Source organism: Pseudomonas sp. Irchel 3F6 (assembly GCF_900187595.1).
Classification (GTDB): Bacteria; Pseudomonadota; Gammaproteobacteria; order Pseudomonadales; family Pseudomonadaceae; genus Aquipseudomonas; species Aquipseudomonas siliginis.
Genome location: NZ_FYDP01000008.1, coordinates 217,476 through 242,562, shown reverse-complemented (window position 1 = coordinate 242,562; position 25,087 = coordinate 217,476). Strand labels below are relative to the sequence as shown.

Genomic DNA, 25,087 nt, shown 5'->3' with positions numbered 1-25,087 from the left:
GATCAATGCTCGGCGCGGTGGCTCAGCCAGTCGAGCAACAGGCTGTCGCGCACGGGCTCTGATTCGCGCTCCGGCGGCTGGCGTGCGTGGCTGAGGCACAGGATCGGTCGGTCCGGATCGCTGTCGAGGAAACTCACCCACACTTCAATGCCAGCACGCGGTAATTGATCGATGGCGACAGGGCCGCTGAGCCGGCTCATGGCGATCGGCAGCCACAGGGCGTCGCTGGCGGATTTATCCGCAGACGGCCACAGGCTTACAGCGAGGCAGCCGTTTTCGTCCACTTGCGCAGGTTGCCCAGGCGCACCCGCCACTTTCGCCAAGTGATAACCGGCAATATTCGGGCGAGCTTGTTTGAGTGGCGGACGGAAGTCGGTCGACCAGGGCTGCGCAGTGAAGTCGTTGTGATAACGCTGAACGCTTGGCGCCGGATCAAGGATCGAAGGGTGCTGCCCGTGGTGGCGCACCGCGCTGATCAGCCATTGTTCGTTGAAATGATGAATCGGGTGGTCGGCCACAAGCAGCAGTCGTCCACTGAGCAAATCGCTGCAATCACTGCGCCCGTGAATGGAGCGCAACTGGCAGCGTTGGCGTTGCAGATGACGTCGGCTGCGTTGTTCGGCGTGCAGACGTTCCGGCGATCGCGCGGGCATCGGCAACTCGGTCGAGACCTCGTTGGCGGCTTCGGCATTGCCGGTTGGCTGACCGCGATTGCGCACCGCATGCAGCATCGGTACAGGCGCCGCGCGATGCTGTTGATAGAGCGCGCTGACGCAGGGCGACGGTGGTTGCTCATCAGCACTGAAAGGGATTTCGACCGGTTCCTGCGGCAGGCTCAGGCTGTCGTCAGCGAACACCACGACATGTCCGTCCGGCCCGTGTTCGAAGTGATAGTGGATGCCTTCTTCTTCGCATAGCCGCTGCACCAGTGCCAGATCGCTTTCTTCGTACTGAATGCAAAACGCCCTTGCCGGGTAGTGACCGACGCTCATTTCAATGCGGTAGCTGTGCGCTGGCAGGGCATGTTCTTCGAGCAGTTGTTGAATGATCTGCGGCACACTCAGGTGAGTAAACACGCGGCGCTTATGCGTTTGCGCCAGTTGTTGCAGATACGGCACCAGAATCAGTCGATAGCCGACCCGATGCGTCCCGCGATGTTCGCAGCTGGCGCTGGAAATGACGCCGTGGAATCCGTGCTGCTCACTGAGCCGCAAAAAGGCTGGCCTGTGCAGGAAGGATCCCGGGACGATGGCCGGGGCCAGTCCGAGCAGTTCGATGTCGAAACGGTAAGGCTGGTTCAGCGCTTCCTCGCCGCGAAAACGCACCACCGGCAGGCGCAATCCGCTGTCGGTCAGCGTAAGGGTGAAGGGACTTTCCTTGTCATTGAGCATTCGAGCAGGCCCTGTCAGGCGATACGGGGTTTCAAGGGTACGAAACCGTCGGGCTGAATGGTCATGTCAAAGGCGCTTTTCAGAATCCCCCTACATGCTTTGGTGAAGATGTCGATTCCGTCGGCTGTTTTTTTGGTCGATTGCCGACTTTAGGCCGTATAAACTTGCCGCCACGCGTCGGCCAATAGATGTCTCGGCGCCACAGATCAAGAGAGTGAGTAATGGGCGCACAGTGGAAGGTTAAACACAAAGAAGCGGCAGCCAACGCCAAAGGGAAGATCTTCGGCAAACTGGTGAAAGAAATCACCATTGCTGCGCGCAACGGTGCCGATACCGCCACCAACGCACACCTGCGTCTGGTGGTCGAACAGGCGAAAAAAGCCTCGATGCCAAAAGAAACCCTCGATCGCGCGATCAAGAAAGGCGCCGGTCTGCTGGGTGAAACCGTGCAATACCATCGCGTGACCTACGAAGGCTTCGCGCCGCATCAGGTGCCGCTGATCGTCGAATGCGTCACCGACAACATCAACCGCACCGTCGCGGAAATTCGTGTGGCGTTCCGCAAGGGCCAGTTGGGCGCTTCGGGTTCGGTGGCGTGGATGTTCAACCACGTCGGCATGATCGAAGCCTCGCCGGACAGCCCGGAAGCCGATCCGGAAATGGCTGCGATCGAAGCCGGTGCCCAGGATTTCGAGCCGGGTGAAGAGGGCGCGACGTTGTTCCTCACCGACCCGACCGACCTCGACGCTGTGCAGAAAGCCCTGCCCGAACAAGGTTTCACCGTGCTCTCGGCCAAGCTCGGCTACCAGCCGAAGAACCCGGTCAGCGGCTTGAGCGACGAGCAGATGGCTGAAGTCGAAGCGTTCCTCGAAGGCCTCGACAACCATGATGACGTGCAGGACATGTTCGTCGGTCTGGCTGGCTGATCTGTCGCGCCAGTAATGACCTCTTCGCGAGCAGGCGCGCTCCCACATTTGAAATACATTCCATTGTGGGAGCGAGCCTGCTCGCGAATGACTGCGCAGCGGTCAAAGATTCTCCAGCACCTCGATGACTTCACTGAAACCCGGCCGCCCCAGCACATCGGCCTGACAGCAACGTCGTTCCAGCGCCTGCAGTTGCGCGCGCCGCTCCGTACTCAATCCTGAGTCGACACGCCCCAGCAATTCCCCCAACAACACACCGAACGCACGGACTTCCAGGCGCTGCAATGCGCGCGTCTGCACATCATCGCCGGTGGCATGAAACGACGCCGCGCCGAAATCCCCCAGCAGACAATCGCCGCGATCGTTCAACAGAATGTTGTGGCCATACAGATCGCCGTGGGTGATGCCTTGGCGGTGCAGGTGCTCGGCCGCTGAGGCGATGCCTTTGGCGACGTGCAGGGCGACCTCGGCGGGGAACCGGCAACCTTCGGCATAAACATCCCGCGAGCACGAGTCCAGGCTGGGCAAACCGGCGAGATTGCCGAAGCTCGGATCAATCAGTTGCATCACCAGCCCCTGCTGTTGATCGGGATGGCCGCTGATGCGCCCTTCGACGCGGATCAGGTTCGGGTGCAGGCCTGCGGTGATGCAGGCGTTCATCTCATGCAATGGCGAGCCGTCGCTGGTCATCTCGCCTTTGTACAGCTTCACCGCAACCGCTTGCGCCGTGCCATCGTCACGCTGCCAGACCGCCCGGGAAATCACCCCGGAAGCGCCTTCGCCCAGTTGCTGCTCCAGGCGCAGCGCCGACCAGTCGATCAGCGGCGTGGCCTCAAGGGCAGCGGCATCGGCTTCGGTCTCCAGCGGATTGCCGGCGTAGGCCAGCCAGGTCAGGCTCGGCAAGGTCAGCAACCACTGCGGCAGTTCGCTGAGTTGGTTGGCAGCGATGCGCAGCAATTCCAGCCGATGGCAGTGACGCAGGGAGTCTGGCAGCGATTGCAGGCGATTGCCGGCGAGCATGAGCTTCTGCAAAGCGCGGCGTTCACCCAGTTCTTTCGGCAGGTTCTCGATGCGGTTATCGGTGAGGATCAGCCAGCGCAGCTGCGGCGGCAGAGCGTCACCAGGGACATTGACGATGCGGTTGGCCTTGAAGCCGACCATGGTCAGCGCGGTGCACTGGCCGAGGCACGCCGGCAGTTCGCTGAACTGGTTGTCGGAGCAGAACAGCACGCGCAGGCGGGTCAGGCGATGCAGGTCATCGGGCAGGCTGGATAACGCATTGCCGCTGAGGTTGAGCACTTCCAGCGTGTCGGCCAGTTGGAATATTTCGCGGGGGAATTCGGTCAGCCCGCAGGACAGGTCGAGGCGGGTGATGCCTGACAGTTCGCCGGCGCGCAGTTGAGCAAGGGTGTGCATGTCTGGTTTCGCTATTGATCGGTGGAGCGACGCGGGGACGCGGGAATGGGCGACATGATAGCGGTAAAGCGGACGCTGAAAGGATTTTGAGTTGTCCCGGGACCTTGTGGGAGCGAGCCTGCTCGCGAAAGCGGTGTATCAGTTAAATGAACTCTGACTGACATACCGCTTTCGCGAGCAGGCTCGCTCCCACAGGGCTCGCTCCCACAGGGTAGGGTGTCAGTTGGGAGCGTGGATTTCCTGCAATTGCCCCAACCGGCTGCGCGTGCGCGCCAGGTCGATGGCGTGACCTTCCAGGCTCTGGCCCAGCGGCAGTTGGCCGAGCAGGGTCAGGTGCTTGTCCTGATCGTAGAGCACGTCGATCAAATTGATGAAGCGCTGTTGCACGGCGATCGGACACTCGCCGAGCGGCGGCAGGTCATCGATGATCCACTGGTCGAAACGCTGGCACAGTTGCAGATAATCCATCACTGCCGTTGGCTGTTCACACAGGTCGTTGAAGGTGAACGCGACTCGCCGGCCTTGGCAAAAACGGGCCTGAAGCTGGCGCTTGCCAACCTCGAGGGCAAGGGCAGGCGCGTCGGCTGGTGGCAGGTCCAGGGCCTGGCGCTGGGCTGTTGTAGCCGGCCAGACGTAATGTCCTTGGGTAAACACTTGATGCGAATGCTGGCGGTTGAGCGTGCGGTAGTCGTGGTCGCCGCCGACTTCCATCACCTGCATGCGCGTGTTGATCAGCTCGATCACCGGTTTGAAGCGTGCGTGATACAGCGGGTTGGGCAGCAGGCCCTCGGGTGCATAGTTGGAGGTCACCAGCAGCATGATCCGCCGTTTGAACAGGGCCTTGAACAAACGCGTGATCAGCATCGCGTTGCCGATGTCGTGCACATGAAATTCGTCGAAACACAGCACCTGGCAATCTTCCAGCAACTCATCAAGGGTGATTTCCAGCGCGTCTTCCTGCAGGCGGTGACGGAACATGCCGTCGTGCAGCCGGGCAAAAAACTGATGGAAGTGCAGGCGACGTTTGCGCGGGATCGGCAGTGCCTGGAAAAAACCGTCGAGCAACCAGCTCTTGCCGCGCCCGACGGCTCCGTACAGGTACAGACTCGGCGGTGTGTGGCCGCTGTCGCCCAGCAGTACGCTGGCCTGCTGCGCCATGCAGTCGATGACGTGCTGCTGACTGCGGCTAAGGGTGTAGCCCTGGCTTTTGGCTTTGTCGCGGAAATAATCGCGGATGGTCGCGGCATGAGCATCGTGCCCGGCGCTGACGGGCAGGCTTTTGCCGAACAGGCGGCGCAACAACGGCCAGCGTTGGCTCAGTCGTGATCGTTTCGGCGTTCGGGCGGGCACGCGGGAAAGGCTCCTGTTTGATTGGGCGGGCTCCACCGGGAGCGCGGTGGCCCAAGTGTAACCAGAGCTCAGGCGTCGGCTCCATGAAATATGTGCACGGTCCCCTGTAGGAGCTGACGAGTGCAACGAGGCTGCGATCTTTTGATCTTGGTTGCCGCCAACAGATCGCAGCCTCGTTGCACTCATCAGCTCCTACCAGAGGCGGATTTCAGAACGGTGGCGATTGCTTGAGCAACTCTGCTGCCGGCGAGTCGGTCGGGCTGACCACCGCATAGTTGTAGCCCGGCCCTGACCAGTAATCGGCCTGCAGATCGCCATCGCTGCGCGAACCGCGCGGCAGCAGGGTGTTTTTCGGCCCCGGTGGACGCAGGTAGAAACTGACCTTGTGACCGCTGCGATCCTCATACATCACCATCGCTGCCGCGCCTTCATCGGTGCTGAGCAAACGCCCGCTGACTGGCTCGAATCCGGCAGCTTTCAAGTCCGGCAAGCGTCCGGCACCACTGAAGTAGCGGTCGAGCCAACGCTGCATGTCGCCGTCGCTGTCGACCTTGTAATCGGCGGGCAGTACGCCTTGCTGGGCGATCAGGCGATAGGCTTGCAACGCGTCAGTCATCGGCAATTGCGCAGGGCGCGCCAGGGTCATTTCCCGCGCCTGCCAGCCACTGAAACCGCCAATGCTCACGGCAATCAGCAACACCGCCGCGCTGGCCAGGTGCCGACGGGACTGCTGGCGACGGCGCTGGCGAATCATCATCGGGTCAAGCGCCGGATTGGCCGGTTGCTGCAACGCGCCACTCAGCGCTGCGCGCAATTGCTGGGCGTCGCGTTGCCAGGCGCGAACCTGCGCCGCTTCTTCAGGGTGGCTGGCCAGCCAGGTCTCGAGCACGCGCCGATCGGCGTCGCTGAGCTGGTGGTCGACGTAGGCGTGCAAATCACGTTCGCTGGGAGGCAGGCTGATCATTTGAGTATCCGCAAGGAAGGGCTGCTGATTTCGCCGTCGCTGAGTTGGCGCAAGGCCTGGCGGGCGCGGGACAGGCGCGACATCACGGTGCCGATCGGGGCGCCGAGGATCTCGGCGACCTCTTTATAGGACAGGCCTTCCACCGAGACCATCAGCAGCAAAGCGCGCTGTTCGGTGGGCAGGCGTTCGAAGGCTTGCAGGGTCGACTGGGCAATCACCGTGCGTTCCACAGACGGCTCGGCATCGTCGCGACCGGTGAAAAATTCCAGCATCCGCGCATAGCGCCGCGAACGACGGTGCGCATCGAGAAATTGCCGATAGAGGATCGCAAACAGCCAGGCGCGCACGTCGCCCTCAGCGCGTTTCTCGCCCCACGCCGAGAGTGCCCGCTCGAGGCTGGCCTGGACCAGATCGTCAGCGCTGCTGCTGTTGCGCGTCAACGACACGGCGAAGCGGCGCAATCTGGGAATGATTTCTCTCAACTGTTCGTCGAATTCGCTCATGAATGTCTGCTGGTCGCTACGCTGTGGACTAGGAAGACGCCCGTCAGCGCAGGTTATTCCCCGCGCGCAAAAATAAATACCGCACCGTGGAATAAACCCGGACGGGGTACGTCTTGCTGACTCTTTCCACTTGTGGCCGATGGCCTGGAGATATTCATGGTTGATCGCTCGTCCCCCAACGCTGCACCGCCCGGCAGGCCGCCGCGCCAGCCACTGAGCGCCGCGAGCCTGGTTTTTCGCCTGGGCGGCATTGCCGTGATTGTCGCTGCCGTGGCCGGGGCGTTTGCCTACGTGCATGGCAACCTTGACCCGCAACGATTGACGCCAAAAGCGTTGGTCGATGTGCTGGAAAAGAACAACGGCGTGCATCCCAGCTTTCGTCGCAATCACGCCAAGGGTGTCTGCGTGATTGGCCATTTCGAAAGCAGCGGCGAGGCGCGCGCGTTCTCCACGGCACAGGTGTTCAACCTGCCGCAGACACCGGTGGTGGGGCGTTTCGCCTTGCCGGCCGGCAATCCCTACGCGCCGGACAGCGCCGTACCGATCCGCAGCCTGGCGCTGCGCTTCACCCAGGCGAACGGTCAGCAATGGCGCACCGGGATGAACAGCATGCCGGTGTTTCCGGTGGGCACGCCCGAAGCGTTCTACCAATTGCAGCAGGCGCAGTCGCCGGATCCAGCCACCGGCAAGCCAGACCCGACGAAGGTGCCGGCGTTTTTTGCCGCACATCCGGAAGCCGTGCCGTTTCTGACGTGGGTGAAGACCGCCAAGCCTTCGGCCAGCTACGCCACCGAAACCTATAACAGCATCAATGCGTTCTATCTGGTCGATGGCAACGGTAAAAAACAGGCCGTACGCTGGAGCATGACGCCGCTGGCGCAGGACGCGGCGGGTGCCACGGCTCCTGAAGGCGCGGACTTTCTCGAGAAGGATCTGGTGCAACGCCTGGCCGCCGCACCCTTGCGCTTTCAGTTGAACATCACCCTGGCCAACGCCGGTGACCCGGTGAACGATGCCAGCAAGACCTGGCCCGCAGATCGCAAAGTGTTGAACGCCGGAACCCTGGTGCTGGTGAAGCCCCAGCCGCAACTCAGTGGCGAGTGCCGTGACATCAACTACGACCCGCTGGTGCTGCCGGCCGGGATTCAAGGATCGGAAGATCCACTGCTGGCCGCGCGTTCTGCCGGCTATGCCGATTCCTACCTGCGTCGCACCAGCGAAGTCAGCCAGTTGCCCGCCGCCAAACAGGAGGCTCGTCCATGAACAAGCAACCGACGCATTTCGTTTTGCTGGCGCGCCTGCTGCACTGGCTGATGGCGCTGATGATCATCGCCATGCTGTTTATCGGCGCGGGCATGGTCACTTCGGTGTCGTCTCGCCATGAATGGCTGATTCATCTGCACAAGCCGCTGGGCATCGCGATTCTGGCGCTGGTGATCGTGCGCCTGCTGGTGCGCTTCACCACGCGCCAACCGCCGCTGCCGGATGATCTGCCGGGCTGGCAGGTGCTCGCAGCCAAGGCTTCCCACGTCTTGTTGTATGCGTTGATGCTGGTGTTGCCGTTGCTCGGCTGGGCGATGATCAGTGCCTCGGGCGAGCCAGTGATGCTGACGTCGTCGCTGCATCTGCCGTCGATTGTGCCGGCCGATGCGCAACTGTTTGCGTTGCTGCGCAAGTCCCATGGCTATCTGGCGTATCTGCTGTTTCTGACAGTGCTGCTGCACCTGGCGGCGGCGCTGTTCCATGGCTGGGTGCGTCGTGACGAAGTGCTCGACAGCATGTTGCGCGGGCGCGATCGCGGCTGACCCTATAACGCAAAAGATCGCAGGCCGGCTGCGATCTTTTGTTGTTGCAGGGAAGGGGATCAGCGCAGGGTGTCGACCATGTCGGCGAGGGTGGTCAACACGTCTTTACCCAGTTGCTTGGAACGTTTGCCCGACCAGCCGGTGATCTTGTCCGGGTGGTCGTCGTGGTCCTTGAACGGCATCTCCAGGGTCAGCGACAGGCAGTCGTATTTCTGTCCGACGCTGTTGCAGGCCAGGGTCATGTTGGCCTGTCCCGGTTCGTCGCGGGTGTAGCCATAGGTGGTCTGGAAGTCTTTGGTGGTGTGCTTCAAGTGGCTGCGGAAATGCTCTTCAAGCTTTTCGATGCGCGGCGTAAAACCAGGATTGCCTTCACAGCCGGCGGTGAAAACGTGAGGTATGGTTTCGTCGCCGTGTACGTCGATAAACGCATCGACGCCATACTTTTGCATCTGCTGCTGAACGAATAGCACTTCCGGGCTGATGTCCTGGCTGGCGTTCCGCCAGGCCCGGTTCAAGTCCTGCCCCATGGCATTGGTGCGCAGGTGGCCGTGGAACGCGCCGTCCGGGTTCATGTTCGGCACCAGATAAAGATCGGCGCTGGCCAACAGTTTGTTCAATACCGGATCGTCCTGGCGCTCCAGACGCTCGATCACACCTTCCATGAACCATTCAGCCATGTGCTCGCCCGGATGCTGCTGGGCGATGATCCAGATCTTGCGCTGGCCTTCGGCACCGGTACCTTTGCGCAGCAGCTGAATGTCGCGGCCCTCGACACTTTTGCCGGTCGCCAGCAATTCGGTGCCAGCCTTGCTCAGCGCTTGCTCGATCAACCAATTGTGACGGCCGCGGCTGTAGGGTTCGAAGTAGGCGAACCAGGCGTGGGTCTGTTCGGCTTCGAGGCAGAAGCGCAGGCTGTCGCCTTCGAAGCTGGTAGGGATGCGGAACCAGTTGACGTGATCATACGACGCCACCGCTTGATAGCCCGGCCAGCCTTTGCTGTAGGTCGATTGGCTGGCGTTGACCAGGCGGAACCAGTGTTCCTGGTGCACATGCAGGCCGCTGGCCTTGAAGTGGAACCACTGAAAATGAGCGCTGCGGGTGTCCGGGCGGATGGCCAGGACGGGACTGAGCGGGTTGCTGATGTCGATGACTTGGATATTGCCGCTGTCGAAATTGGCGCTGATGTCGAACGAAGATTTGGCCACGGTCATGGTCGGTTCCTGATCAGGATTTTTATGACAGGTACTTTACACGCAGGCAGGGCTGAAACCGAGGGGAATCGCGGGTGTAGCGGGGGGCGTCTTCCGTGACGCGCCAGCAGCTTAGAGGCTATGCGATTGATTCTCAAGTGCTGATTGCCATTAGTTTCGCCCAATGTGGCTGGGCTCGGCTTGCCAATCGATATTCTTTTGATATTATCCGCGCCATCGAATTTGCAGCACCCAAAGACTTCATTAGCCTGAAGACACAAGCCCGAAAAACGGGCAAAAAAAGACCCGGCAAAAAGCCGGGTCAAAAACCGTGATTAGCCTGATGAGGAGATAGTCCAGAAGACCGACCTAAGGTCTCTGGTCCATCGACTGATCTCGCGACCAGCTGCTTGCAATAATAATCATTATCATTTGCAAGTCAAATGTTTTTATCTGCGCGATGGGAAAATTCTTTCCTGTCCGCCCGTACCTTGTCCGCCGTGACTTCGTCGTTGTCGATCGAATGGTCGACCATCGCCCGCGCCATATCCACCATGTGCACCACCGAAAAGGCCAGATCGCGACTGGTGCCTTGCAGGTTTTCTGCGGCCTTGAACGCGGTGGCGGCTGCACATCGCAACAAGTCCGAGGCGTGCACCAGTGCTTCCTCGCCGCTGAGATGGTTTTTGACATTGAAAAAACGTTCGTCCGTCTCGGATTTCGAAACAGTCGGTTTCAAGTAGTAGTCCAGCGCGCGCTGTGCGGCGGCATTGCCTTGAGGGGAGGTGAAGCTGGTGTCGATTTGCAGATCGGGCAGGTCTTTGCTGCTGATGTTCATCATGAAACGTCACTCCATGTTCGATTGAAAGTCCGTTCCTCTAGGATAGTACCGCCTGTATTTGTGACTAGGATTTAAATACTACAATATGTGTTTTGCCGGTCGAAGACGTCCGCGTAAGGTGCGGCACATGGATAAATGGATTGAGTTGGTCAAGGCCAAGATGAGTGAACTCAAAGTCACTCAAACAGAGCTCGGAGAGCGCGTCGGCATGTCCCAGGGCGGGATCGGTCATTGGCTGAACAAGCGTCGCGAACCCGGTGTTACCGAAATGAACCGCGTGCTCAAGGCGCTGGGAATGGACTTCCTCGAAGTCGTTCTGGTGATCCGCGAACCGCAGCCGACGCCGGAAGAGGAGATGCCGCTGGCGCAGAAGTACAACCCGTACTTCCGTTATCCGGTCTGCGATTGGCGTGCACCGTGCGAAGTGCGTGACACTGCGGCGAGCTATCCCGGAGCATCAGCGAAGCAGCGCTTCGAACTCACGGATTACCACGCTCGCGGCGGTGCGGCGTTCTGGCTGACAGTAATCGGGGATTCGATGACCGCGCCGAGCGGCCAGAGCGTTGCCGAGGGCATGCTGATTCTGGTCGATCCGGAGTTGGAGGCAGTGCCTGGCAAACTGGTGATCGCCCAGTGGCCGGACAGCGAAGAAGCGATTTTCCGCAAGCTCGACGAACAGGCCGGCCAGCGTTACCTGGTGCCGCTCAATCCGACCTGGCCGAAAACCCTGCTCACCGATGAATGCCGGATCATCGGCGTAGTGGTTCAGGCAACGGCGCGTTACTGAACGGATCGATCCTCGCGCAAGGCCAGGATCGATCCTTTTATTTCATCCCTCTTCCAGTTCAACCAAAGCGCTGCCTTCACTGACCATATCGCCTTCCCGGCAATACAGCGCTTTGATCACACCGGCCTGCGGCGCACGGATGCTGTGTTCCATCTTCATGGCTTCAAGCACTACCAGTTGCGCCCCGGCCTCAACCGACTGTCCCGTTTCGACCAACACACGCACGATGCTGCCGTTCATTGGCGCGGTCAGACCGCCCTGATGGCTGTGGCTGGCCTCGACGGCGCTGACCGGATCGAACGCTTCGATGCGCCGCAACTCGCCGTCCCATTCCAGATACAACACGCCAGCCTGACGAATCGCCCGTAACGTGCGGCGCACGCCGTCATGCTCGACAACCAGCGCTTCGCCCAGCAGTTTTGCATGGGCCGCAGTTCTCAAGGTCAGCGCGCGATCCTGTCCCTCGCAACTCAAATGCAAGGTGATTTGCGCCGGCAAACCTGCTCGCAATCCGCCACCTGAAGCCCACGGCGAAGCGGGATCATCCGCCCGAGCACGCTGCGGCAGACTCTGCGCAAACGCCTGCGCCGCCGCCTGCCAGAACTCATCGCTCAACGTGCCTGGTGCGGGCAGCAATTGCTCCTGATAGCGCGGAATGAACCCGGTATCCAGCTCTGCCGCCGCAAACGCCGGATGCGCGATGATCCGGCGCAGGAAATTGATGTTGGTCTTCAGCCCGCCAATCGCAAACTCGTCGAGCATGCTCAACAGACGCAAGCGCGCCTGTTCGCGATCTTCACCCCAAGCAATCAGCTTGCCGAGCATCGGGTCGTAGAAGGGCGATATCTCGTCACCTTCCTCAACGCCGCTGTCCACCCGCCGCCCCGCGCCCTGTGCCGATTCGCGATACAAGTCCAGCCGCCCGGTGGCCGGCAGGAAATCATTCGCCGGATCCTCGGCATACAAACGCACTTCGATCGCATGACCATTGAGCGGCACCTGCGCCTGAGTGATCGGCAGCGTTTCCCCACGGGCGACGCGAATCTGCCAGGCGACCAGATCAAGCCCGGTGATTGCTTCGGTCACCGGGTGCTCGACCTGCAGCCGCGTGTTCATCTCCATGAAGAAAAACTCGCCGCGCGCATCCAGCAAAAACTCCACGGTGCCGGCGCCGACATAACCGATCGCCTGCGCTGAACGCACGGCCGCTTCGCCCATTGCCCGGCGTAGCTCGGGCGTCAGGCCCGGCGCCGGGGCTTCTTCGACGACTTTCTGGTGACGACGCTGGATCGAGCAGTCGCGCTCGTTGAGATACAGGCAGTTGCCGTGCTGATCGGCGAACACCTGAATCTCCACATGACGTGGCTTGAGCAAATACTTTTCCACCAGCATCCGCGAGTCGCCAAACGACGATTGCGCTTCGCGCTGCGCCGAGGCGAGGGCTTCAGCCAGTTGGCTGACATCCTCGACGACTTTCATGCCTTTACCACCGCCGCCGGCCGTAGCCTTGAGCAGCACCGGATAACCGATGCGTTCGCAGGCTTCGCGGAAGGTTTCGAGGTCCTGCGCCTCGCCGTGATAGCCCGGCACCAAAGGCACACCGGCCTTTTCCATCAACGCTTTGGCGGCGGATTTGCTGCCCATCGCGTCGATGGCCGAGGCGGGCGGGCCGAGGAAGATCAGCCCGGCGGCTTCGATGGCGCGGGCGAATCCAGCGTTTTCCGAGAGAAAACCGTAGCCGGGATGAATCGCCTGGGCACCGCTGGCCTTGGCGGCGGCGATCAATTTATCGATTTGCAGATAACTCTCGGCAGCCTTGCTGCCGCCCAGATCGACGCGGATATCGGCTTCACGGCTGTGGCGCGCATCGCGGTCGGTGGCGCTGTGCACAGCGACGGTAGTCAGGCCCAAGGCCTTGGCGGTGCGCATGACCCGGCAGGCGATTTCGCCACGGTTGGCCACCAGCACAGTGGTAATCACAGGTGCGCTCATCAACGCGACTCCTTGGTGGGTGCGGCTTGCCAGTTCGGTGGGCGTTTTTGCAGGAAGGCGCGCAAGCCTTCCTGGCCTTCGGCGCTGACGCGAATCCGCGCGATGGCATTTTCCGTGTAGCGGCGCAGGGCCGGGGTCAGCGCGCCGTTGCCGACTTCGCGCAGCAAGTCCTTGCTGGCGCGCATCGCGGCGGGGCTGTTGAGCAACAGGTTGTCGATCCACTGTTCGACCTGTTGCTCCAGTTCAGCCGCAGGATAGCTTTCGGCGAGCAAGCCAATCTCCCGCGCCCGCTGCCCGTTGAAGCGCTCGGCAGTCAGCGCATAGCGCCGCGTCGCACGCTCACCGATCGCTTGCACCACGAACGGGCTGATTACCGCTGGGGCCAGACCGATGCGCACTTCCGACAGGCAGAACTGCGCGTCATCGGCGCCGATCGCCATGTCACAGCAACTGATCAAGCCCAGCGCGCCACCGAACGCCGCGCCCTGAACCACGGCCAGCGTGGGGATTTTCAGTTTGGCGAGGTTGTACATCAGCTCGGCCAGCTCGCGGGCGTCATCGAGGTTGGTGTGGTAATCGAGTTCCGCTGATTGCTGCATCCACGCCAGGTCGGCGCCGGCACTGAAATGCTTGCCATGCCCGCGCAGCAGCAGGAAACGCAGGCTCGAATCGCTGGCGACCTTGTCGAGAGCGAGGATCAGTTCGCGGATCATCTCGGCGTTGAAGGCGTTGTTTTTCTCGGCGCGGTTGAGCCATAACGTCGCGAAACCGCGTGGATCGGTTTGCAGTTCGAGGGTATTGAAGTCGCTCATATTCATCTGTCTCCACGGTTCTTGTGGGAGCGAGCCTGCTCGCGAAAGCGGGGTATCAGTCGATCTATCCGCTGCCTGACAGAGCGCATTCGCGAGCAGGCTCGCTCCCACAAAAAAACATCACATCCGGAACACGCCGAAGCGGCTCGGTTCGATTGGCGCGTTCAGCGACGCGGACAAGGCCAGGGCCAGTACATCGCGGGTCTGCGCCGGGTCGATGACGCCGTCATCCCATAGCCGCGCGCTGGAATAGTAGGGGTGACCCTGTTCTTCGTACTGATCAAGAATCGGCTGCTTGATCTCGGTCTCCTGCTCAGCGGTAAACGCCTGACCGCTGCGTTCGGCTTGTTCGCGTTTGACCTGCACCAGGACGCCTGCGGCCTGTTCGGCGCCCATCACGCCAATCCGCGCGTTCGGCCACATCCACAAGAAACGCGGATCGTAAGCGCGCCCGCACATGCCGTAGTTGCCGGCACCGAAGCTGCCGCCGATGATCACGGTGAATTTCGGCACCTTGGCGCAGGCCACCGCGGTCACCAGTTTCGCGCCGTGCTTGGCGATGCCGCCGGCCTCGTATTTCTGGCCGACCATGAAACCGGTGATGTTCTGCAGAAACAGCAGCGGGATGCCGCGCTGGCAGGCCAGTTCGATGAAGTGCGCGCCTTTCTGCGCAGCTTCGGCGAAGAGGATGCCGTTGTTCGCCAGAATCGCGATCGGATAGCCGTGCAAGTGAGCGAAACCGCAGACCAGCGTGGTGCCGAACAGCGCTTTGAATTCATCGAACACCGAGCCGTCGACCAGCCGCGCAATCACTTCGCGCACATCGAATGGCTGCTTGGCGTCAGCCGGAACCACGCCGTACAACTCGTCGCAGGCGTACAGCGGCGCAATCGGCTGGCGTTGCTGCACCTCGCCGAGCTTGCGCCAGTTGAGGTTGGCGACGCTGCGGCGGGCGAGGGCGAGGGCGTGTTCGTCGTTCTCGGCGTAATGGTCGGCCACGCCGGAGGTCTTGCAGTGCACATCGGCGCCGCCCAGATCTTCGGCACTGACCACTTCGCCGGTCGCGGCTTTCACCAGCGGCGGGCCGGCGAGGAAAATCGTCGCCTGGTTGCGCACCATGATCGCTTCGTCCGCCATCGCCGGCACATACGCGCCGCCTGCGGTGCACGAGCCCATGACCACGGCGATCTGCGGGATGCCCATGGCGCTCATGTTCGCCTGATTGAAGAAGATCCGCCCGAAATGCTCGCGATCCGGGAACACTTCGTCCTGACGCGGCAGGTTGGCACCACCGGAATCCACCAGATAAATGCACGGCAGGCGATTCTGCTGGGCGATGGTCTGCGCGCGCAGGTGTTTTTTCACGGTGAGCGGGTAATACGAGCCGCCTTTAACCGTCGCATCATTGGCGACGATCATGCACTCGACGCCTTCAACACGGCCGATACCGGCAATCACCCCGGCAGCCGGCACGTCTTCGCCGTAAACCGCATGGGCGGCGAGTTGGCTGATTTCGAGAAACGGCGAGCCGGGGTCGAGCAAGCGATTGATGCGCTCGCGCGGCAGCAATTTACCCCGCGAGGTGTGGCGTTCCTGCGCTTTGACACCGCCACCCTGCGCCACCTGGGCGAGGAGGGTGTGCAGCGCGTCGACCTGTTTGAGCATCGCCGCACTGTTGGCGGCGAACTCCGCTGAACGCGGGTTGAGCTGAGTGTGCAGAATCATGGGGGTTACTCCGTAAGCAGCTTCCAGCTACAAGCTGCAAGTTGGGGCAAGAGCGTGGTTCTCTTGCAGCTTGTCGCTTGCGGCTTGCAGCTGACGAAATTCATTTCGTCTCGTTGAACAATTCGCGGCCGATCAGCATGCGGCGGATCTCGCTGGTGCCGGCGCCGATTTCGTAGAGCTTGGCGTCGCGCAGCAGGCGGCCGGCGGGGAATTCGTTGATATAGCCATTGCCGCCGAGAATCTGGATCGCGTCGAGGGCCATTTGTGTGGCGCGTTCGGCGGTATAGAGGATCACCCCGGCAGCGTCCTTACGGGTGGTTTCGCCGCGCTCGCACGCCTGGGCCACCGCGTAGAGGTAGGCGCGACTGGCGTTGAGCTGGGTGTACATGTCGGCGACTTTGCCCTGGATCAGCTGGAATTCGCCGATGCTCTGGCCGAACTGCTTGCGGTCATGGATGTACGGCACGATCAGGTCCATGCACGACTGCATGATCCCGGTCGGGCCACCGGAAAGCACCACGCGTTCGTAATCGAGGCCGCTCATCAGCACTTTCACGCCACCGTTGAGCACGCCGAGGATGTTTTCCTCCGGTACTTCGACGTCATCGAAAAACAGCTCGCAGGTGTTGGAGCCACGCATGCCAAGCTTGTCGAACTTGTTGCTGCGGCTGAAGCCTTTCCAGTCACGCTCGACGATGAACGCAGTAATGCCGTGCGGGCCTTTTTCCAGATCGGTCTTGGCGTAGATTACGTAGGTATTGGCGTCAGGGCCGTTGGTGATCCAGGTTTTGCTGCCGTTGAGTACGAAGCGATCGCCGCGTTTGTCGGCGCGCAGTTTCATCGATACCACGTCGGAACCGGCGTTGGGCTCGCTCATCGCCAGAGCGCCGACGTGCTCGCCGCTGATCAGCTTCGGCAGGTATTTGGTTTTCTGTTCGTGGTTGCCGTTGCGGTTGATCTGGTTGACGCAAAGGTTGGAGTGCGCGCCATAGGACAACGCCACCGACGCCGAGCCACGGCTGATTTCTTCCATCGCCACCACATGCGCCAGATAACCCAGACCTGCGCCGCCGTACTCCTCTGGCACGGTGATGCCGAGCAGGCCCATGTCACCGAATTTGCGCCACATGTCGGCGGGGAACAGGTTGTCGTGGTCGATCTGCGCGGCGCGCGGGGCGATCTGATCGGCGACGAAGGACTGCACCTGATCGCGCAGCATGTCGATGGTTTCACCGAGGGCGAAATTCAGGGATGGATAGCTCATGAGGCACCTTTTGGCTTTTTTATCGGGTGGAGCGCACGACGAATCGGCGTTCAGCTTTACGTTAACGTAAAGCTTCCACAGTTCGACTGTCAATCGGCTTTACGTAAGCGTCAACTTGGGCGAGAGTAAGGACAGTTCAGGATCAGATATCGGTTTGTTTCTGGTGGGAGCGAGCCTGCTCGCGAAAGCGCTGTATCAGTCGCCCTCAAGGCTGAATGACGCAGCGTATTCGCGAGCAGGCTCGCTCCCACAGGGATTCAAAACCGGGAAAACCCACTAATAAAGACAATAGGGGTCGTCATGGATCTACCCAGTGCAAACCCGCAGCGCAGCTACACCCGTGGCTCTCAGGACAAAGCCCTGCTGGCGATGACCATCGGTCAGCGCTTCGATCAGACTGTCGCGCAATACCCGGACGGCGAGGCTTTGGTGGTGCGCCATCAACAGTTGCGTTACTCCTGGCGGCTACTGGCCGACGCGGTGGATGAGCAGGCCAGGGCCTTGCTCGCGCTGGGCTTGCAGACCGGAGATCGCCTCGGCATCTGGGCGCCGAATTGCGCGCAGTGGTGCATCACTCAGTTCGCCACGGCGAAGATCGGCGTGATCCTGGTCAACATCAATCCCGCCTACCGCAGCTCCGAACTCGAGTACGTGCTCAAGCAATCCGGCTGCCAGTGGCTGGTCTGTGCCGGAGCGTTCAAGACCTCGAATTACCACGAAATGCTCCAGGGCCTGGCGCCAGAATTGGCTGAGCACGCCATCGGTCAGCTGCGTAGCGAACGCCTGCCGGAGTTGCGCGGCGTGATCAGCCTCGATGCCAATCCGCCGCCCGGTTTTCTGCCGTGGTCGCAGCTCAGCGATCTGGCCGTCAGCGTCTCGCCCGATCAATTGCGCGAACGCAGCGCCAGTCTGCATTTCGATCAACCGGTGAACATCCAGTACACCTCCGGCACCACCGGTTTCCCCAAGGGCGCGACCCTCAGTCACTACAACATTCTCAACAACGGCTACATGGTCGGCGAAAGCCTCGGCCTGACGACTGCCGATCGTCTGGTGATTCCGGTGCCGCTGTATCACTGCTTCGGCATGGTCATGGGCAACCTCGGTTGCGTCACCCATGGCAGCACGATGATTTACCCCAACGACGCTTTCGATCCGGCGCTGACCCTGCAAGCGGTCTCCGAAGAAAAAGCCACGGCGCTGTACGGTGTGCCGACCATGTTCATCGCCATGCTCGATCAGCCGCAGCGGCAGACTTTCGACCTGTCGAGCCTGCGCACCGGGATCATGGCCGGCGCGACCTGTCCGATTGAGGTCATGCGCCGGGTCATAAAGGAAATGCACATGAGCGAAGTGCAGATCGCCTACGGCATGACCGAAACCAGTCCGGTGTCGCTGCAGACCGGGCCAGCGGATGAGCTGGAGTTGCGCGTCACCACCGTCGGCCGCACCCAGCCGCAACTGGAAAGCAAGATCATCGACACCGCTGGCAACGTGGTGCCCCGCAACACCATCGGCGAATTGTGCACGCGCGGCTACAGCGTGATGCTCGGCTACTGGAAGAATCCGCAGGCCACCGCCGAATCAATCGATGAGGCGGGGTGGATGCACACCGGCGACCTGGCGAGCATGAACGAGGAGGGTTATGTCAACATCGCCGGGCGTAACAAGGACATGATCATTCGTGGCGGCGAGAACGTTTATCCCCGTGAGCTGGAGGAATTCTTCTTCACCCATCCGGCGGTGGCGGACGTGCAGGTGATCGGTATTCCGTGCTCGCGCTACGGTGAGGAAATCGTCGCCTGGATCAAATTCCACCCCGGCCACAGCGCCTCGGAGCTGGAGCTGCAAGCCTGGTGCAAGGAACGCATCGCCCATTTCAAGACACCGCGTTACTTCAGATTCGTCGACGCGTTTCCGATGACGGTGACGGGCAAGATCCAGAAATTCAGGATGCGTGAGATCAGTATCGAGGAGCTGAAAATAACCGAGCGGTAACCTAAACCCTGTGGGAGCTGGCTTGCCAGCGATGGCGTCAGGTCAGCCAGCATCAATGTTGAATGTTCTACCGCAATCGCTGGCAAGCCAGCTCCCACAGGGATCGGGGGATTCAGGAATCACAGAAAGCACAAAGGGGAGCCGAAGCTCCCCTTTAATTTGTCGTTGCGTGCTCTTTTTATTATTGAGGGTCGGTCTGTTGTTGTTTTTGGCAACCGTGGCCCTGTACAGCTTTTGGCGACCCCCATCCGGGGTCAAGAGCAAACGTATTTTTTTGAGCGCTGATCTGCTTTCTCGTTTAACGATCCAACCGATTCGGGAGCTACCTGAAGGTAGTTTTATTGTTCTCTGCCCGGTTGCGGGTCACTCCTGAGAGCACCCTGAAAAGCACACCTTCTCCAAAAAAATCTGTTAGCTGCGTCTCTGCCGTGTTGTTCTTGTTATGTCAGAGTCGTTTCGTCTTGTTTTTATTGGTTTGCGGCTTTTTATTCTTGTTATGCCATAGAGATAGCAGGTGTCGTGCCAACTTTTAAAAAGCCTTACAAATCAGTGACTTAGGTTTTTCTGGCTTTTTCACTCCCGGGCAAAGCCAGACAATTTGTTTCCGTGTTACTCGCTTTTGCCCACTTCACTGATCCAGCGGTAACACCTCACTGCGCGCTGCGTGCCTTGGCCACTCGCGAACCGCTTGGACGACCGAGTACTGCACTGATCTGCTGGCCCGCAGCAATCAAGGCGTTCAGATCAATACCGGTCTCGATGCCCAGGCCATTGAGCAGGTACACCACGTCTTCGGTCGCAACGTTACCGCTCGCGCCTTTGGCGTACGGGCAGCCGCCGAGGCCGGCGATAGAGCTGTCGAACACTGCAATGCCTTCGAGCAGGCTGGCATAGATATTGGCCATGGCCTGGCCATAGGTGTCGTGGAAATGCCCGGCGAGTCTGTCCCGTGGCACCTGCGCCGAGACCACCTCGAACAGGCGCCGGGTCGCGCCCGCCGTGCCGGTGCCGATGGTGTCGCCCAGCGACACTTCGTAGCAGCCCATCGCGTACAGTTCGCGCGCGACCAGCGCCACTTGCTCCGGCGCAACCGTGCCTTCATACGGGCAGCCCAGCACACAGGAAACATAACCGCGCACGGTAACGCCGTGTTGTTTCGCGGCTTCCATGATCGGCGCAAACCGCGCCAGGCTCTCGCTGATCGAGCAATTGATGTTGCGCTGCGAGAACGCCTCGGAGGCGGCGGCGAACACCGCGACTTCCTTGACCCCGGCGGCTAGCGCGTCTTCAAAGCCGCGCAAGTTCGGCGCCAGCGCGCCGTAGGTCACGCCGGGCTTGCGCTGGATCTGCGCAAACACCTCGGCGGATCCGGCCATTTGCGGCACCCATTTCGGCGAGACGAAACTGCCGACTTCGATGTAGCCGAGCCCGGCGGCGCTCAGGGCATCGACCAGTTGCACTTTGTCAGCGACGCTGATCGGTTGGGCTTCGTTCTGCAGGCCATCGCGCGGGCCGACTTCGATCAGGCGTACTTGGGAGGGGAGGGACATGGGTGGGACCTGCCTGTTTTTTTAGTTCACGAAGAACCCTGTGGGAGCGAGCCTGCTCGCGAAAGCGGTGGATCAGTCACCGTTAATGTTGGATGACAGAATGCATTCGCGAGCAGGCTCGCTCCCACAGGGGCGCCAGTGTTGGCTAGACCGCCTGCTGGCTCTTGAGCGTCTGCTCCAACGCCTGTACGCAGCGCTCTTCGGCAGTGTCCAGCTCAAGCTTCATCTGTTCGATATCGAGCAACTGCTGTTCGAGCTGTTCGCGGCGTTCGCTGATTTTCGCCAGCATGCTGTTGAGCTGTTTGGTGTTACCACCGGAAGGGTCATAGAGCTCGATCAGCTCGCGGCATTCGGCCAGGGAAAAACCGATGCGCTTGCCGCGCAGGATCAGCTTCAGAGTGACCTTGTCGCGCGGCGAATAGATACGTTCCTGGCCACGACGCTCGGGGCTGAGCAGGCCTTGCTCTTCATAAAAGCGGATCGCCCGGGTGGTGATGTCCAGCTCGCGGGCGAGGTCGGAAATGCTGTAGGTCTGACTGCTCATGAAAGCGCTCGGAAAAGGGGCATGGCGCTAAGCTAATCGGTGGTTTACGTTTACGTCAAGCGGGATGGTTTTGGGGTGTCTGTACAGGCCTCTTCGCGAGCAGGCTCGCTCCCACATTCGACCGCGTTCCTTCAGATGAAATGCAATTCATTGTGGGAGCGAGCCTGCTCGCGAAGAACGATAACGCGGTAATAAGCCCTACACCTTCTCCAGCTTCTTCTCCTGCGCCGTCACCTGTTGGCACAACTCGATCATCTGCTCGCGCATCCAGCGGTTGGCCGGGTCCTGGTCGGTGCTCTCATGCCAATACAGGTGCGTTTCCACCGAGGGCACATCATTCACCGGCAAATTGAACGATTGCAGATCATGGCGGCGGGCGAAGCGTTCCGGCACGGTCATGACCATGTCGGTCTGCTGCATCACTTGCGAGGCCATCAGATAGTGCTGCGAGCGCAGGGCGATCTTGCGCTGGATGCCCATTTTGCCCAGCGCCAGATCGACATAGCCCAGCCCGCTGCGGCGGCTGGAAATATGGATGTGAGTCAGCGACAAATAGTCATCGAGGCTGAGTTTTTCCTTGCCCGCCATCGGATGGCCCTTGCGCATGGCGCAGACGTAACGATCGTCCATCAGCTTGACGTGGCGTACCTGCGGGTCGGTGTTGAGCGGCGCATCCACAGCGAAATCCAGACGCCCGGCTGCCAGTTCCTTGGTGGTTTCCCGGCGTTTGGACAGAAAGCTTTCGATGATCACCGTCGGCGCCAGGCGGCGCAGGCGCTGGAACAGGGGCGGCAGAATGATTGCCTCCGTCAGGTCGGTCATGCTGATGCGGTAAGTCTTGGCCGCCTGCGCCGGGTTGAAGATGCGGCTTTCCTGCACCGACACGCGCAGCAGCGACAGGGCGTTGCGCACCGGGCCGATGATGTTCTGCGCCATCGGCGTGGGCACCATGCCCTGAGCGGTACGCACGAAGAGCGGGTCGTTGAAGGTTTCGCGCAACCGCGCCAGGGCATTGGACACCGCCGGCTGGGTGATGCCGACAATCTGCCCGGCGCGGGTCAGGTTGGCTTCGGTGTAGATCGCGTCGAAGACGATGAAAAGGTTCAGGTCGACCTTGCTCAGATTCATAACGCGGCTTCTCTTGTTATTAAGTGCAAGTGTTTTGGGGCTGACGATCAGCGGATCATATATTGGTGATGAATGTTTATACACGCCGAGAATAGGCTAGGTAAATGATCAGCGCTGTTCTAGCATCGATTGCATGACTTGAACAACCTCTGCCCGAGAAGGTAACTACCCATGGATTTCGCTTATTCGCCCAAGGTTCAGGAACTGCGTGAGCGCGTGACTGCGTTCATGGACACTTACGTTTACCCGGCCGAAGCGGTTTTCGAACGCCAGGTCGCCGAGGGCGATCGCTGGCAGCCGACCGCAATCATGGAAGAGCTCAAGGCCAAGGCCAAGGCTGAAGGGCTGTGGAATTTGTTTCTGCCTGAGTCCGAGCTGGGCGCCGGCCTGAGTAACCTCGAATATGCGCCATTGGCGGAAATCATGGGCCGTTCCCTGCTGGGGCCGGAGCCGTTCAACTGCTCGGCGCCGGACACCGGCAACATGGAAGTGCTGGTGCGCTACGCCAACGAAGAGCAGAAACAGCGCTGGCTCGAGCCGCTGCTGCGCGGCGAGATCCGTTCGGCGTTCGCCATGACCGAGCCCGACGTGGCATCTTCCGACGCGACCAACATGGCCGCCCGGGCCGTGCGTGATGGCGATCAGTGGGTGATCAACGGCAAGAAATGGTGGACCTCCGGCGCCTGCGATCCGCGCTGCAAGATTCTGATCTTCATGGGCCTGAGCAACCCCGACGCGCCGCGTCACGCCCAGCATTCGATGATCCTCGTGCCGGTCGACACCCCCGGGGTGAAAATCGTCCGTCCGCTGCCGGTGTTCGGCTACGACGATGCACCGCACGGTCACGCCGAAGTGCTGTTCGACAACGTTCGCGTGCCGTACGAAAACGTCCTGCTCGGTGAAGGACGCGGCTTCGAAATCGCCCAGGGTCGCCTTGGCCCAGGCCGCATTCACCACTGCATGCGTTCGATCGGCATGGCCGAACGTGCGCTGGAACTGATGTGCAAACGCTCGGTGAGCCGCACCGCGTTCGGCAAACCGCTGGCGCGTCTGGGTGGCAACATCGACAAGATCGCCGACTCGCGGATGGAGATCGACATGGCGCGTCTGCTGACGTTGAAAGCGGCGTACATGATGGATACAGTCGGCAACAAAGTGGCGAAGAGCGAGATTGCGCAGATCAAAGTCGTCGCACCGAACGTGGCCCTGCGGGTGATCGACCGCGCTATCCAGATGCATGGCGGGGCAGGGGTGTCGAACGATTTCCCGCTGGCCTACATGTATGCGATGCAACGCACCCTGCGTCTGGCCGACGGCCCGGACGAAGTGCACCGCGCGGCGATTGGCAAGTTCGAGATCGGCAAGTATGTGCCGAAGGAGATGATGCGTAGCGGCCAGTAACACCGCGTCGCCTCATTCACATTCCCCCCAGTCTGATCGTTCCCACGCTCTGCGTGGGAATGCCGCCATGGACGCTCTGCGTCCACTGTGACGCGGAGCGTCACGGGATGCGTTCCCACGCGGAGCGTGGGAACGATCAGGCGTCAGGATCAATACACCCAAACCTCAACCCGCCGATTCTTGATCCGCCCTTCATCCGCGCTGTTGGTCGCCACCGGCATCAGCGCACCAAAGCCGCGTACTTCGCGCATGACCACACCGTTTTTGACCAGCTCGCGCCGCACCGCCATTGCTCGCAGCTTCGACAGTAGATCAGCCCGCGCCGGGTCATCCTTCAAATCACCAAACCCCACCAGCGTCACCGCCCGTTCGGTCTTGCCATGGCGCTTTATATAGTCGAGCACCCGCGCCAGATCCTGCCGCGCCTTGTTGTCCAGACTGGCGCTGCCCTCGGCAAAACGGAAATTCACTGTCAGACGCTGGGCATGCCGGCTGAGAGATTGATAACCCTCTGGCATCAGCGCATTCGGCGCCACGCTCATGGCCTGCACGGTCTGGCTGACAAAACCGCTGGTCGCGACGATCGCCTGTCCCTGTGGACTTTGCGCGAACGTTGCCAACGCCTGCGCCCACGGATTCTGGATGTCCGGCGGTAGATAAAAGAACAAGCGCCGCGACAGCGGATAGTCTTCGGTGGCGATCAGGCTGTTCAGCGGCAGCATCGCTTGCGACGCGCCGTCGGCAATCGCCACGGCTTTGGCTTGACGCACATAGGGCAAGCCGATGAAGCCGATACCTTGCGGATCGTTGCTGACTGCATCGGACAATTGCTCGCTGGATTCGAAACGTTTCGCCGCGCTGCTCAGACTTTTCCCACGCCGGCTCAGGACCAGTTCCTTGAAGGTGTCGTATGTTCCCGACTGATCATCCCGCGCATATAAATGAATGGCGCCGCCACGGCCACCGAGTTCTTCCCAGGTTTTCACTTCGCCGGCAAAAATCCGCGCCAGTTGCTCGGTGTTCAACTGCTGTAACGGATTGGAAGGGTTGAGGATGATCGCCAGACCGTCGATGGCGATGACTTGCTCGGCCGCCGGGCTTTTCAGATCGCCGAGGGTTTGCAGGGCAAGCAGTTCGCTGTCCTTGATCTCACGGGAAGAGGCGGCCAGATCGGCGCTGGCGTTTTTCAACGCAGCGAAACCGGTGCTGGAACCGTGAGCGGCAACTTCGATGATCACGCGTTGCCCTTGTGCGGTCTGGCCGACGATGCGTTGTTCGTTGGCGGTGTCCGGGGTTTCGCGGTGGATTTTCAGCAGGCCTTGTTCCTGCAACAGGCCTTCGACCAGCGCCGGACCCAGATCGGCACCGATGGTGTTGGAACCCTGAATGCGCAATGCCGGGCCGTTTTCGGGGATCGGCAGGGCGGCGGCGTAGATCGACAGCCAGCCACTCAACAGGAAAACGCAGAGAACACGCAGGGTCATGCCGGCACCGAATCAA

At 60.8% G+C, this 25,087-nt stretch carries 22 protein-coding genes; 7 read left to right on the top strand and 15 right to left on the bottom strand.

The window, feature by feature from the left end; translation table 11 throughout:
* Positions 1-2: 2 nt before the first annotated feature.
* The gene (locus CKW30_RS23795; protein WP_095182098.1) at positions 3-1,391 is read right to left on the bottom strand and encodes a type VI secretion system Vgr family protein; all 1,389 of its coding nucleotides are present in this window, start codon (positions 1,389-1,391) and stop codon (positions 3-5) included.
* 221 nt (positions 1,392-1,612) lie between these two features.
* Here CKW30_RS23795 and CKW30_RS23790 point away from each other — a divergent pair, with 221 nt between their 5' ends.
* On the top strand, positions 1,613-2,317 hold the full coding sequence (locus tag CKW30_RS23790; protein WP_041477129.1) for a YebC/PmpR family DNA-binding transcriptional regulator: 705 nt from the start codon (positions 1,613-1,615) through the stop codon (positions 2,315-2,317).
* Positions 2,318-2,419: 102 nt separating this feature from the next.
* Here CKW30_RS23790 and CKW30_RS23785 read toward each other — a convergent pair whose 3' ends face one another.
* The 4 genes from CKW30_RS23785 to CKW30_RS23770 all read right to left on the bottom strand — a co-directional run bounded on the left by CKW30_RS23785 (position 2,420) and on the right by CKW30_RS23770 (position 6,550).
* Entirely contained in the window at positions 2,420-3,733 is a 1,314-nt protein-coding gene (locus tag CKW30_RS23785) for a protein kinase (protein WP_095182097.1), read from the bottom strand.
* 219 nt (positions 3,734-3,952) lie between these two features.
* Complete coding sequence (gene zapE, locus CKW30_RS23780; RefSeq protein WP_095182096.1) at positions 3,953-5,083, bottom strand: cell division protein ZapE; 1,131 nt, start codon at positions 5,081-5,083, stop codon at positions 3,953-3,955.
* Positions 5,084-5,291: 208 nt separating this feature from the next.
* Positions 5,292-6,047: an anti-sigma factor gene (locus tag CKW30_RS23775; protein ID WP_095182095.1), complete on the bottom strand. Its 756-nt coding sequence runs from the start codon at positions 6,045-6,047 to the stop codon at positions 5,292-5,294.
* Positions 6,044-6,550 carry an RNA polymerase sigma factor gene (locus CKW30_RS23770; RefSeq protein ID WP_095182094.1) on the bottom strand — a complete coding sequence of 169 codons (507 nt, stop codon included), beginning with the start codon at positions 6,548-6,550 and terminating at the stop codon, positions 6,044-6,046. The genes CKW30_RS23775 and CKW30_RS23770 overlap by 4 nt, the downstream gene beginning before the upstream one ends.
* 156 nt (positions 6,551-6,706) lie before the next feature.
* On the opposite strand from CKW30_RS23770, the gene CKW30_RS23765 reads away from it, so the two are divergent.
* Positions 6,707-7,813 carry a catalase family peroxidase gene (locus tag CKW30_RS23765; protein ID WP_095182093.1) on the top strand — a complete coding sequence of 369 codons (1,107 nt, stop codon included), beginning with the start codon at positions 6,707-6,709 and terminating at the stop codon, positions 7,811-7,813.
* Positions 7,810-8,355, top strand: a complete 546-nt coding sequence (locus CKW30_RS23760) for a cytochrome b (protein WP_041477122.1) — start codon at positions 7,810-7,812, stop codon at positions 8,353-8,355. The genes CKW30_RS23765 and CKW30_RS23760 overlap by 4 nt, the downstream gene beginning before the upstream one ends.
* Before the next feature lie 59 nt (positions 8,356-8,414).
* Here the strand turns inward: CKW30_RS23760 and CKW30_RS23755 are convergent, their stop codons facing one another.
* Positions 8,415-9,566 carry a M14-type cytosolic carboxypeptidase gene (locus CKW30_RS23755; RefSeq protein ID WP_095182092.1) on the bottom strand — a complete coding sequence of 384 codons (1,152 nt, stop codon included), beginning with the start codon at positions 9,564-9,566 and terminating at the stop codon, positions 8,415-8,417.
* Between the two features lie 95 nt (positions 9,567-9,661).
* Here CKW30_RS23755 and CKW30_RS23750 point away from each other — a divergent pair, with 95 nt between their 5' ends.
* A complete protein-coding gene (locus tag CKW30_RS23750) occupies positions 9,662-9,880 on the top strand; it encodes a hypothetical protein (protein ID WP_095182091.1) in 219 nt (72 codons plus the stop codon).
* 104 nt (positions 9,881-9,984) lie between these two features.
* Here the strand turns inward: CKW30_RS23750 and CKW30_RS23745 are convergent, their stop codons facing one another.
* Complete coding sequence (locus tag CKW30_RS23745) at positions 9,985-10,383, bottom strand: DUF6124 family protein (RefSeq protein WP_041477380.1); 399 nt, start codon at positions 10,381-10,383, stop codon at positions 9,985-9,987.
* Positions 10,384-10,513: 130 nt separating this feature from the next.
* Between CKW30_RS23745 and CKW30_RS23740 the strand changes: the two genes are divergently transcribed.
* Positions 10,514-11,173: a LexA family transcriptional regulator gene (locus CKW30_RS23740; protein ID WP_095182090.1), complete on the top strand. Its 660-nt coding sequence runs from the start codon at positions 10,514-10,516 to the stop codon at positions 11,171-11,173.
* A gap of 42 nt (positions 11,174-11,215) precedes the next feature.
* Here the strand turns inward: CKW30_RS23740 and CKW30_RS23735 are convergent, their stop codons facing one another.
* The 4 genes from CKW30_RS23735 to CKW30_RS23720 all read right to left on the bottom strand — a co-directional run bounded on the left by CKW30_RS23735 (position 11,216) and on the right by CKW30_RS23720 (position 16,966).
* Positions 11,216-13,165 (bottom strand): acetyl/propionyl/methylcrotonyl-CoA carboxylase subunit alpha, encoded by a 1,950-nt coding sequence (locus tag CKW30_RS23735; RefSeq protein ID WP_095182089.1) that lies wholly within the window; start codon positions 13,163-13,165, stop codon positions 11,216-11,218.
* A complete protein-coding gene (locus tag CKW30_RS23730; RefSeq protein WP_095182088.1) occupies positions 13,165-13,977 on the bottom strand; it encodes a gamma-carboxygeranoyl-CoA hydratase in 813 nt (270 codons plus the stop codon). Before CKW30_RS23730 ends, CKW30_RS23735 begins: the two co-directional genes overlap by 1 nt.
* A gap of 120 nt (positions 13,978-14,097) precedes the next feature.
* Positions 14,098-15,702 carry a carboxyl transferase domain-containing protein gene (locus CKW30_RS23725; protein WP_095182087.1) on the bottom strand — a complete coding sequence of 535 codons (1,605 nt, stop codon included), beginning with the start codon at positions 15,700-15,702 and terminating at the stop codon, positions 14,098-14,100.
* Between the two features lie 100 nt (positions 15,703-15,802).
* Positions 15,803-16,966 carry an isovaleryl-CoA dehydrogenase gene (locus CKW30_RS23720; RefSeq protein ID WP_024013438.1) on the bottom strand — a complete coding sequence of 388 codons (1,164 nt, stop codon included), beginning with the start codon at positions 16,964-16,966 and terminating at the stop codon, positions 15,803-15,805.
* A 300-nt stretch (positions 16,967-17,266) separates the two neighbouring features.
* Here CKW30_RS23720 and CKW30_RS23715 point away from each other — a divergent pair, with 300 nt between their 5' ends.
* The gene (locus tag CKW30_RS23715) at positions 17,267-18,964 is read left to right on the top strand and encodes an AMP-binding protein (protein ID WP_095182086.1); all 1,698 of its coding nucleotides are present in this window, start codon (positions 17,267-17,269) and stop codon (positions 18,962-18,964) included.
* A 650-nt stretch (positions 18,965-19,614) separates the two neighbouring features.
* On the opposite strand, the gene CKW30_RS23710 is transcribed toward CKW30_RS23715, so the two are convergent.
* The 3 genes from CKW30_RS23710 to CKW30_RS23700 all read right to left on the bottom strand — a co-directional run bounded on the left by CKW30_RS23710 (position 19,615) and on the right by CKW30_RS23700 (position 22,186).
* On the bottom strand, positions 19,615-20,514 hold the full coding sequence (locus tag CKW30_RS23710) for a hydroxymethylglutaryl-CoA lyase (RefSeq protein WP_095182085.1): 900 nt from the start codon (positions 20,512-20,514) through the stop codon (positions 19,615-19,617).
* Between the two features lie 145 nt (positions 20,515-20,659).
* A complete protein-coding gene (locus CKW30_RS23705; RefSeq protein ID WP_039763349.1) occupies positions 20,660-21,058 on the bottom strand; it encodes a MerR family DNA-binding transcriptional regulator in 399 nt (132 codons plus the stop codon).
* A gap of 198 nt (positions 21,059-21,256) precedes the next feature.
* A complete protein-coding gene (locus tag CKW30_RS23700; RefSeq protein WP_056788837.1) occupies positions 21,257-22,186 on the bottom strand; it encodes a LysR family transcriptional regulator in 930 nt (309 codons plus the stop codon).
* 171 nt (positions 22,187-22,357) lie between these two features.
* On the opposite strand from CKW30_RS23700, the gene CKW30_RS23695 reads away from it, so the two are divergent.
* The gene (locus tag CKW30_RS23695; protein WP_024013435.1) at positions 22,358-23,587 is read left to right on the top strand and encodes an acyl-CoA dehydrogenase; all 1,230 of its coding nucleotides are present in this window, start codon (positions 22,358-22,360) and stop codon (positions 23,585-23,587) included.
* Between the two features lie 149 nt (positions 23,588-23,736).
* Here the strand turns inward: CKW30_RS23695 and CKW30_RS23690 are convergent, their stop codons facing one another.
* Positions 23,737-25,071 (bottom strand): substrate-binding domain-containing protein, encoded by a 1,335-nt coding sequence (locus CKW30_RS23690; RefSeq protein ID WP_095182084.1) that lies wholly within the window; start codon positions 25,069-25,071, stop codon positions 23,737-23,739.
* Positions 25,072-25,087 lie beyond the last annotated feature (16 nt).

Excerpts from the sequence above, each read along its gene's own strand:
- CKW30_RS23790 (WP_041477129.1), top strand. The coding sequence starts at position 1,613 with ATGGGCGCACAGTGGAAGGTTAAACACAAAGAAGCGGCAGCCAACGCC.
- CKW30_RS23700 (WP_056788837.1), bottom strand. The coding sequence starts at position 22,186 with ATGAATCTGAGCAAGGTCGACCTGAACCTTTTCATCGTCTTCGACGCG.
- CKW30_RS23725 (WP_095182087.1), bottom strand. The coding sequence starts at position 15,702 with ATGATTCTGCACACTCAGCTCAACCCGCGTTCAGCGGAGTTCGCCGCC.
- CKW30_RS23770 (WP_095182094.1), bottom strand. The coding sequence starts at position 6,550 with ATGAGCGAATTCGACGAACAGTTGAGAGAAATCATTCCCAGATTGCGC.
- CKW30_RS23745 (WP_041477380.1), bottom strand. The coding sequence starts at position 10,383 with ATGAACATCAGCAGCAAAGACCTGCCCGATCTGCAAATCGACACCAGC.
- CKW30_RS23695 (WP_024013435.1), top strand. The coding sequence starts at position 22,358 with ATGGATTTCGCTTATTCGCCCAAGGTTCAGGAACTGCGTGAGCGCGTG.
- CKW30_RS23795 (WP_095182098.1), bottom strand. The coding sequence starts at position 1,391 with ATGCTCAATGACAAGGAAAGTCCCTTCACCCTTACGCTGACCGACAGC.
- CKW30_RS23705 (WP_039763349.1), bottom strand. The coding sequence starts at position 21,058 with ATGAGCAGTCAGACCTACAGCATTTCCGACCTCGCCCGCGAGCTGGAC.
- CKW30_RS23740 (WP_095182090.1), top strand. The coding sequence starts at position 10,514 with ATGGATAAATGGATTGAGTTGGTCAAGGCCAAGATGAGTGAACTCAAA.
- CKW30_RS23730 (WP_095182088.1), bottom strand. The coding sequence starts at position 13,977 with ATGAGCGACTTCAATACCCTCGAACTGCAAACCGATCCACGCGGTTTC.
- CKW30_RS23735 (WP_095182089.1), bottom strand. The coding sequence starts at position 13,165 with ATGAGCGCACCTGTGATTACCACTGTGCTGGTGGCCAACCGTGGCGAA.
- CKW30_RS23755 (WP_095182092.1), bottom strand. The coding sequence starts at position 9,566 with ATGACCGTGGCCAAATCTTCGTTCGACATCAGCGCCAATTTCGACAGC.
- CKW30_RS23765 (WP_095182093.1), top strand. The coding sequence starts at position 6,707 with ATGGTTGATCGCTCGTCCCCCAACGCTGCACCGCCCGGCAGGCCGCCG.
- CKW30_RS23690 (WP_095182084.1), bottom strand. The coding sequence starts at position 25,071 with ATGACCCTGCGTGTTCTCTGCGTTTTCCTGTTGAGTGGCTGGCTGTCG.
- CKW30_RS23710 (WP_095182085.1), bottom strand. The coding sequence starts at position 20,514 with ATGTCCCTCCCCTCCCAAGTACGCCTGATCGAAGTCGGCCCGCGCGAT.
- CKW30_RS23720 (WP_024013438.1), bottom strand. The coding sequence starts at position 16,966 with ATGAGCTATCCATCCCTGAATTTCGCCCTCGGTGAAACCATCGACATG.
- CKW30_RS23715 (WP_095182086.1), top strand. The coding sequence starts at position 17,267 with ATGGATCTACCCAGTGCAAACCCGCAGCGCAGCTACACCCGTGGCTCT.
- CKW30_RS23760 (WP_041477122.1), top strand. The coding sequence starts at position 7,810 with ATGAACAAGCAACCGACGCATTTCGTTTTGCTGGCGCGCCTGCTGCAC.
- CKW30_RS23775 (WP_095182095.1), bottom strand. The coding sequence starts at position 6,047 with ATGATCAGCCTGCCTCCCAGCGAACGTGATTTGCACGCCTACGTCGAC.
- CKW30_RS23785 (WP_095182097.1), bottom strand. The coding sequence starts at position 3,733 with ATGCACACCCTTGCTCAACTGCGCGCCGGCGAACTGTCAGGCATCACC.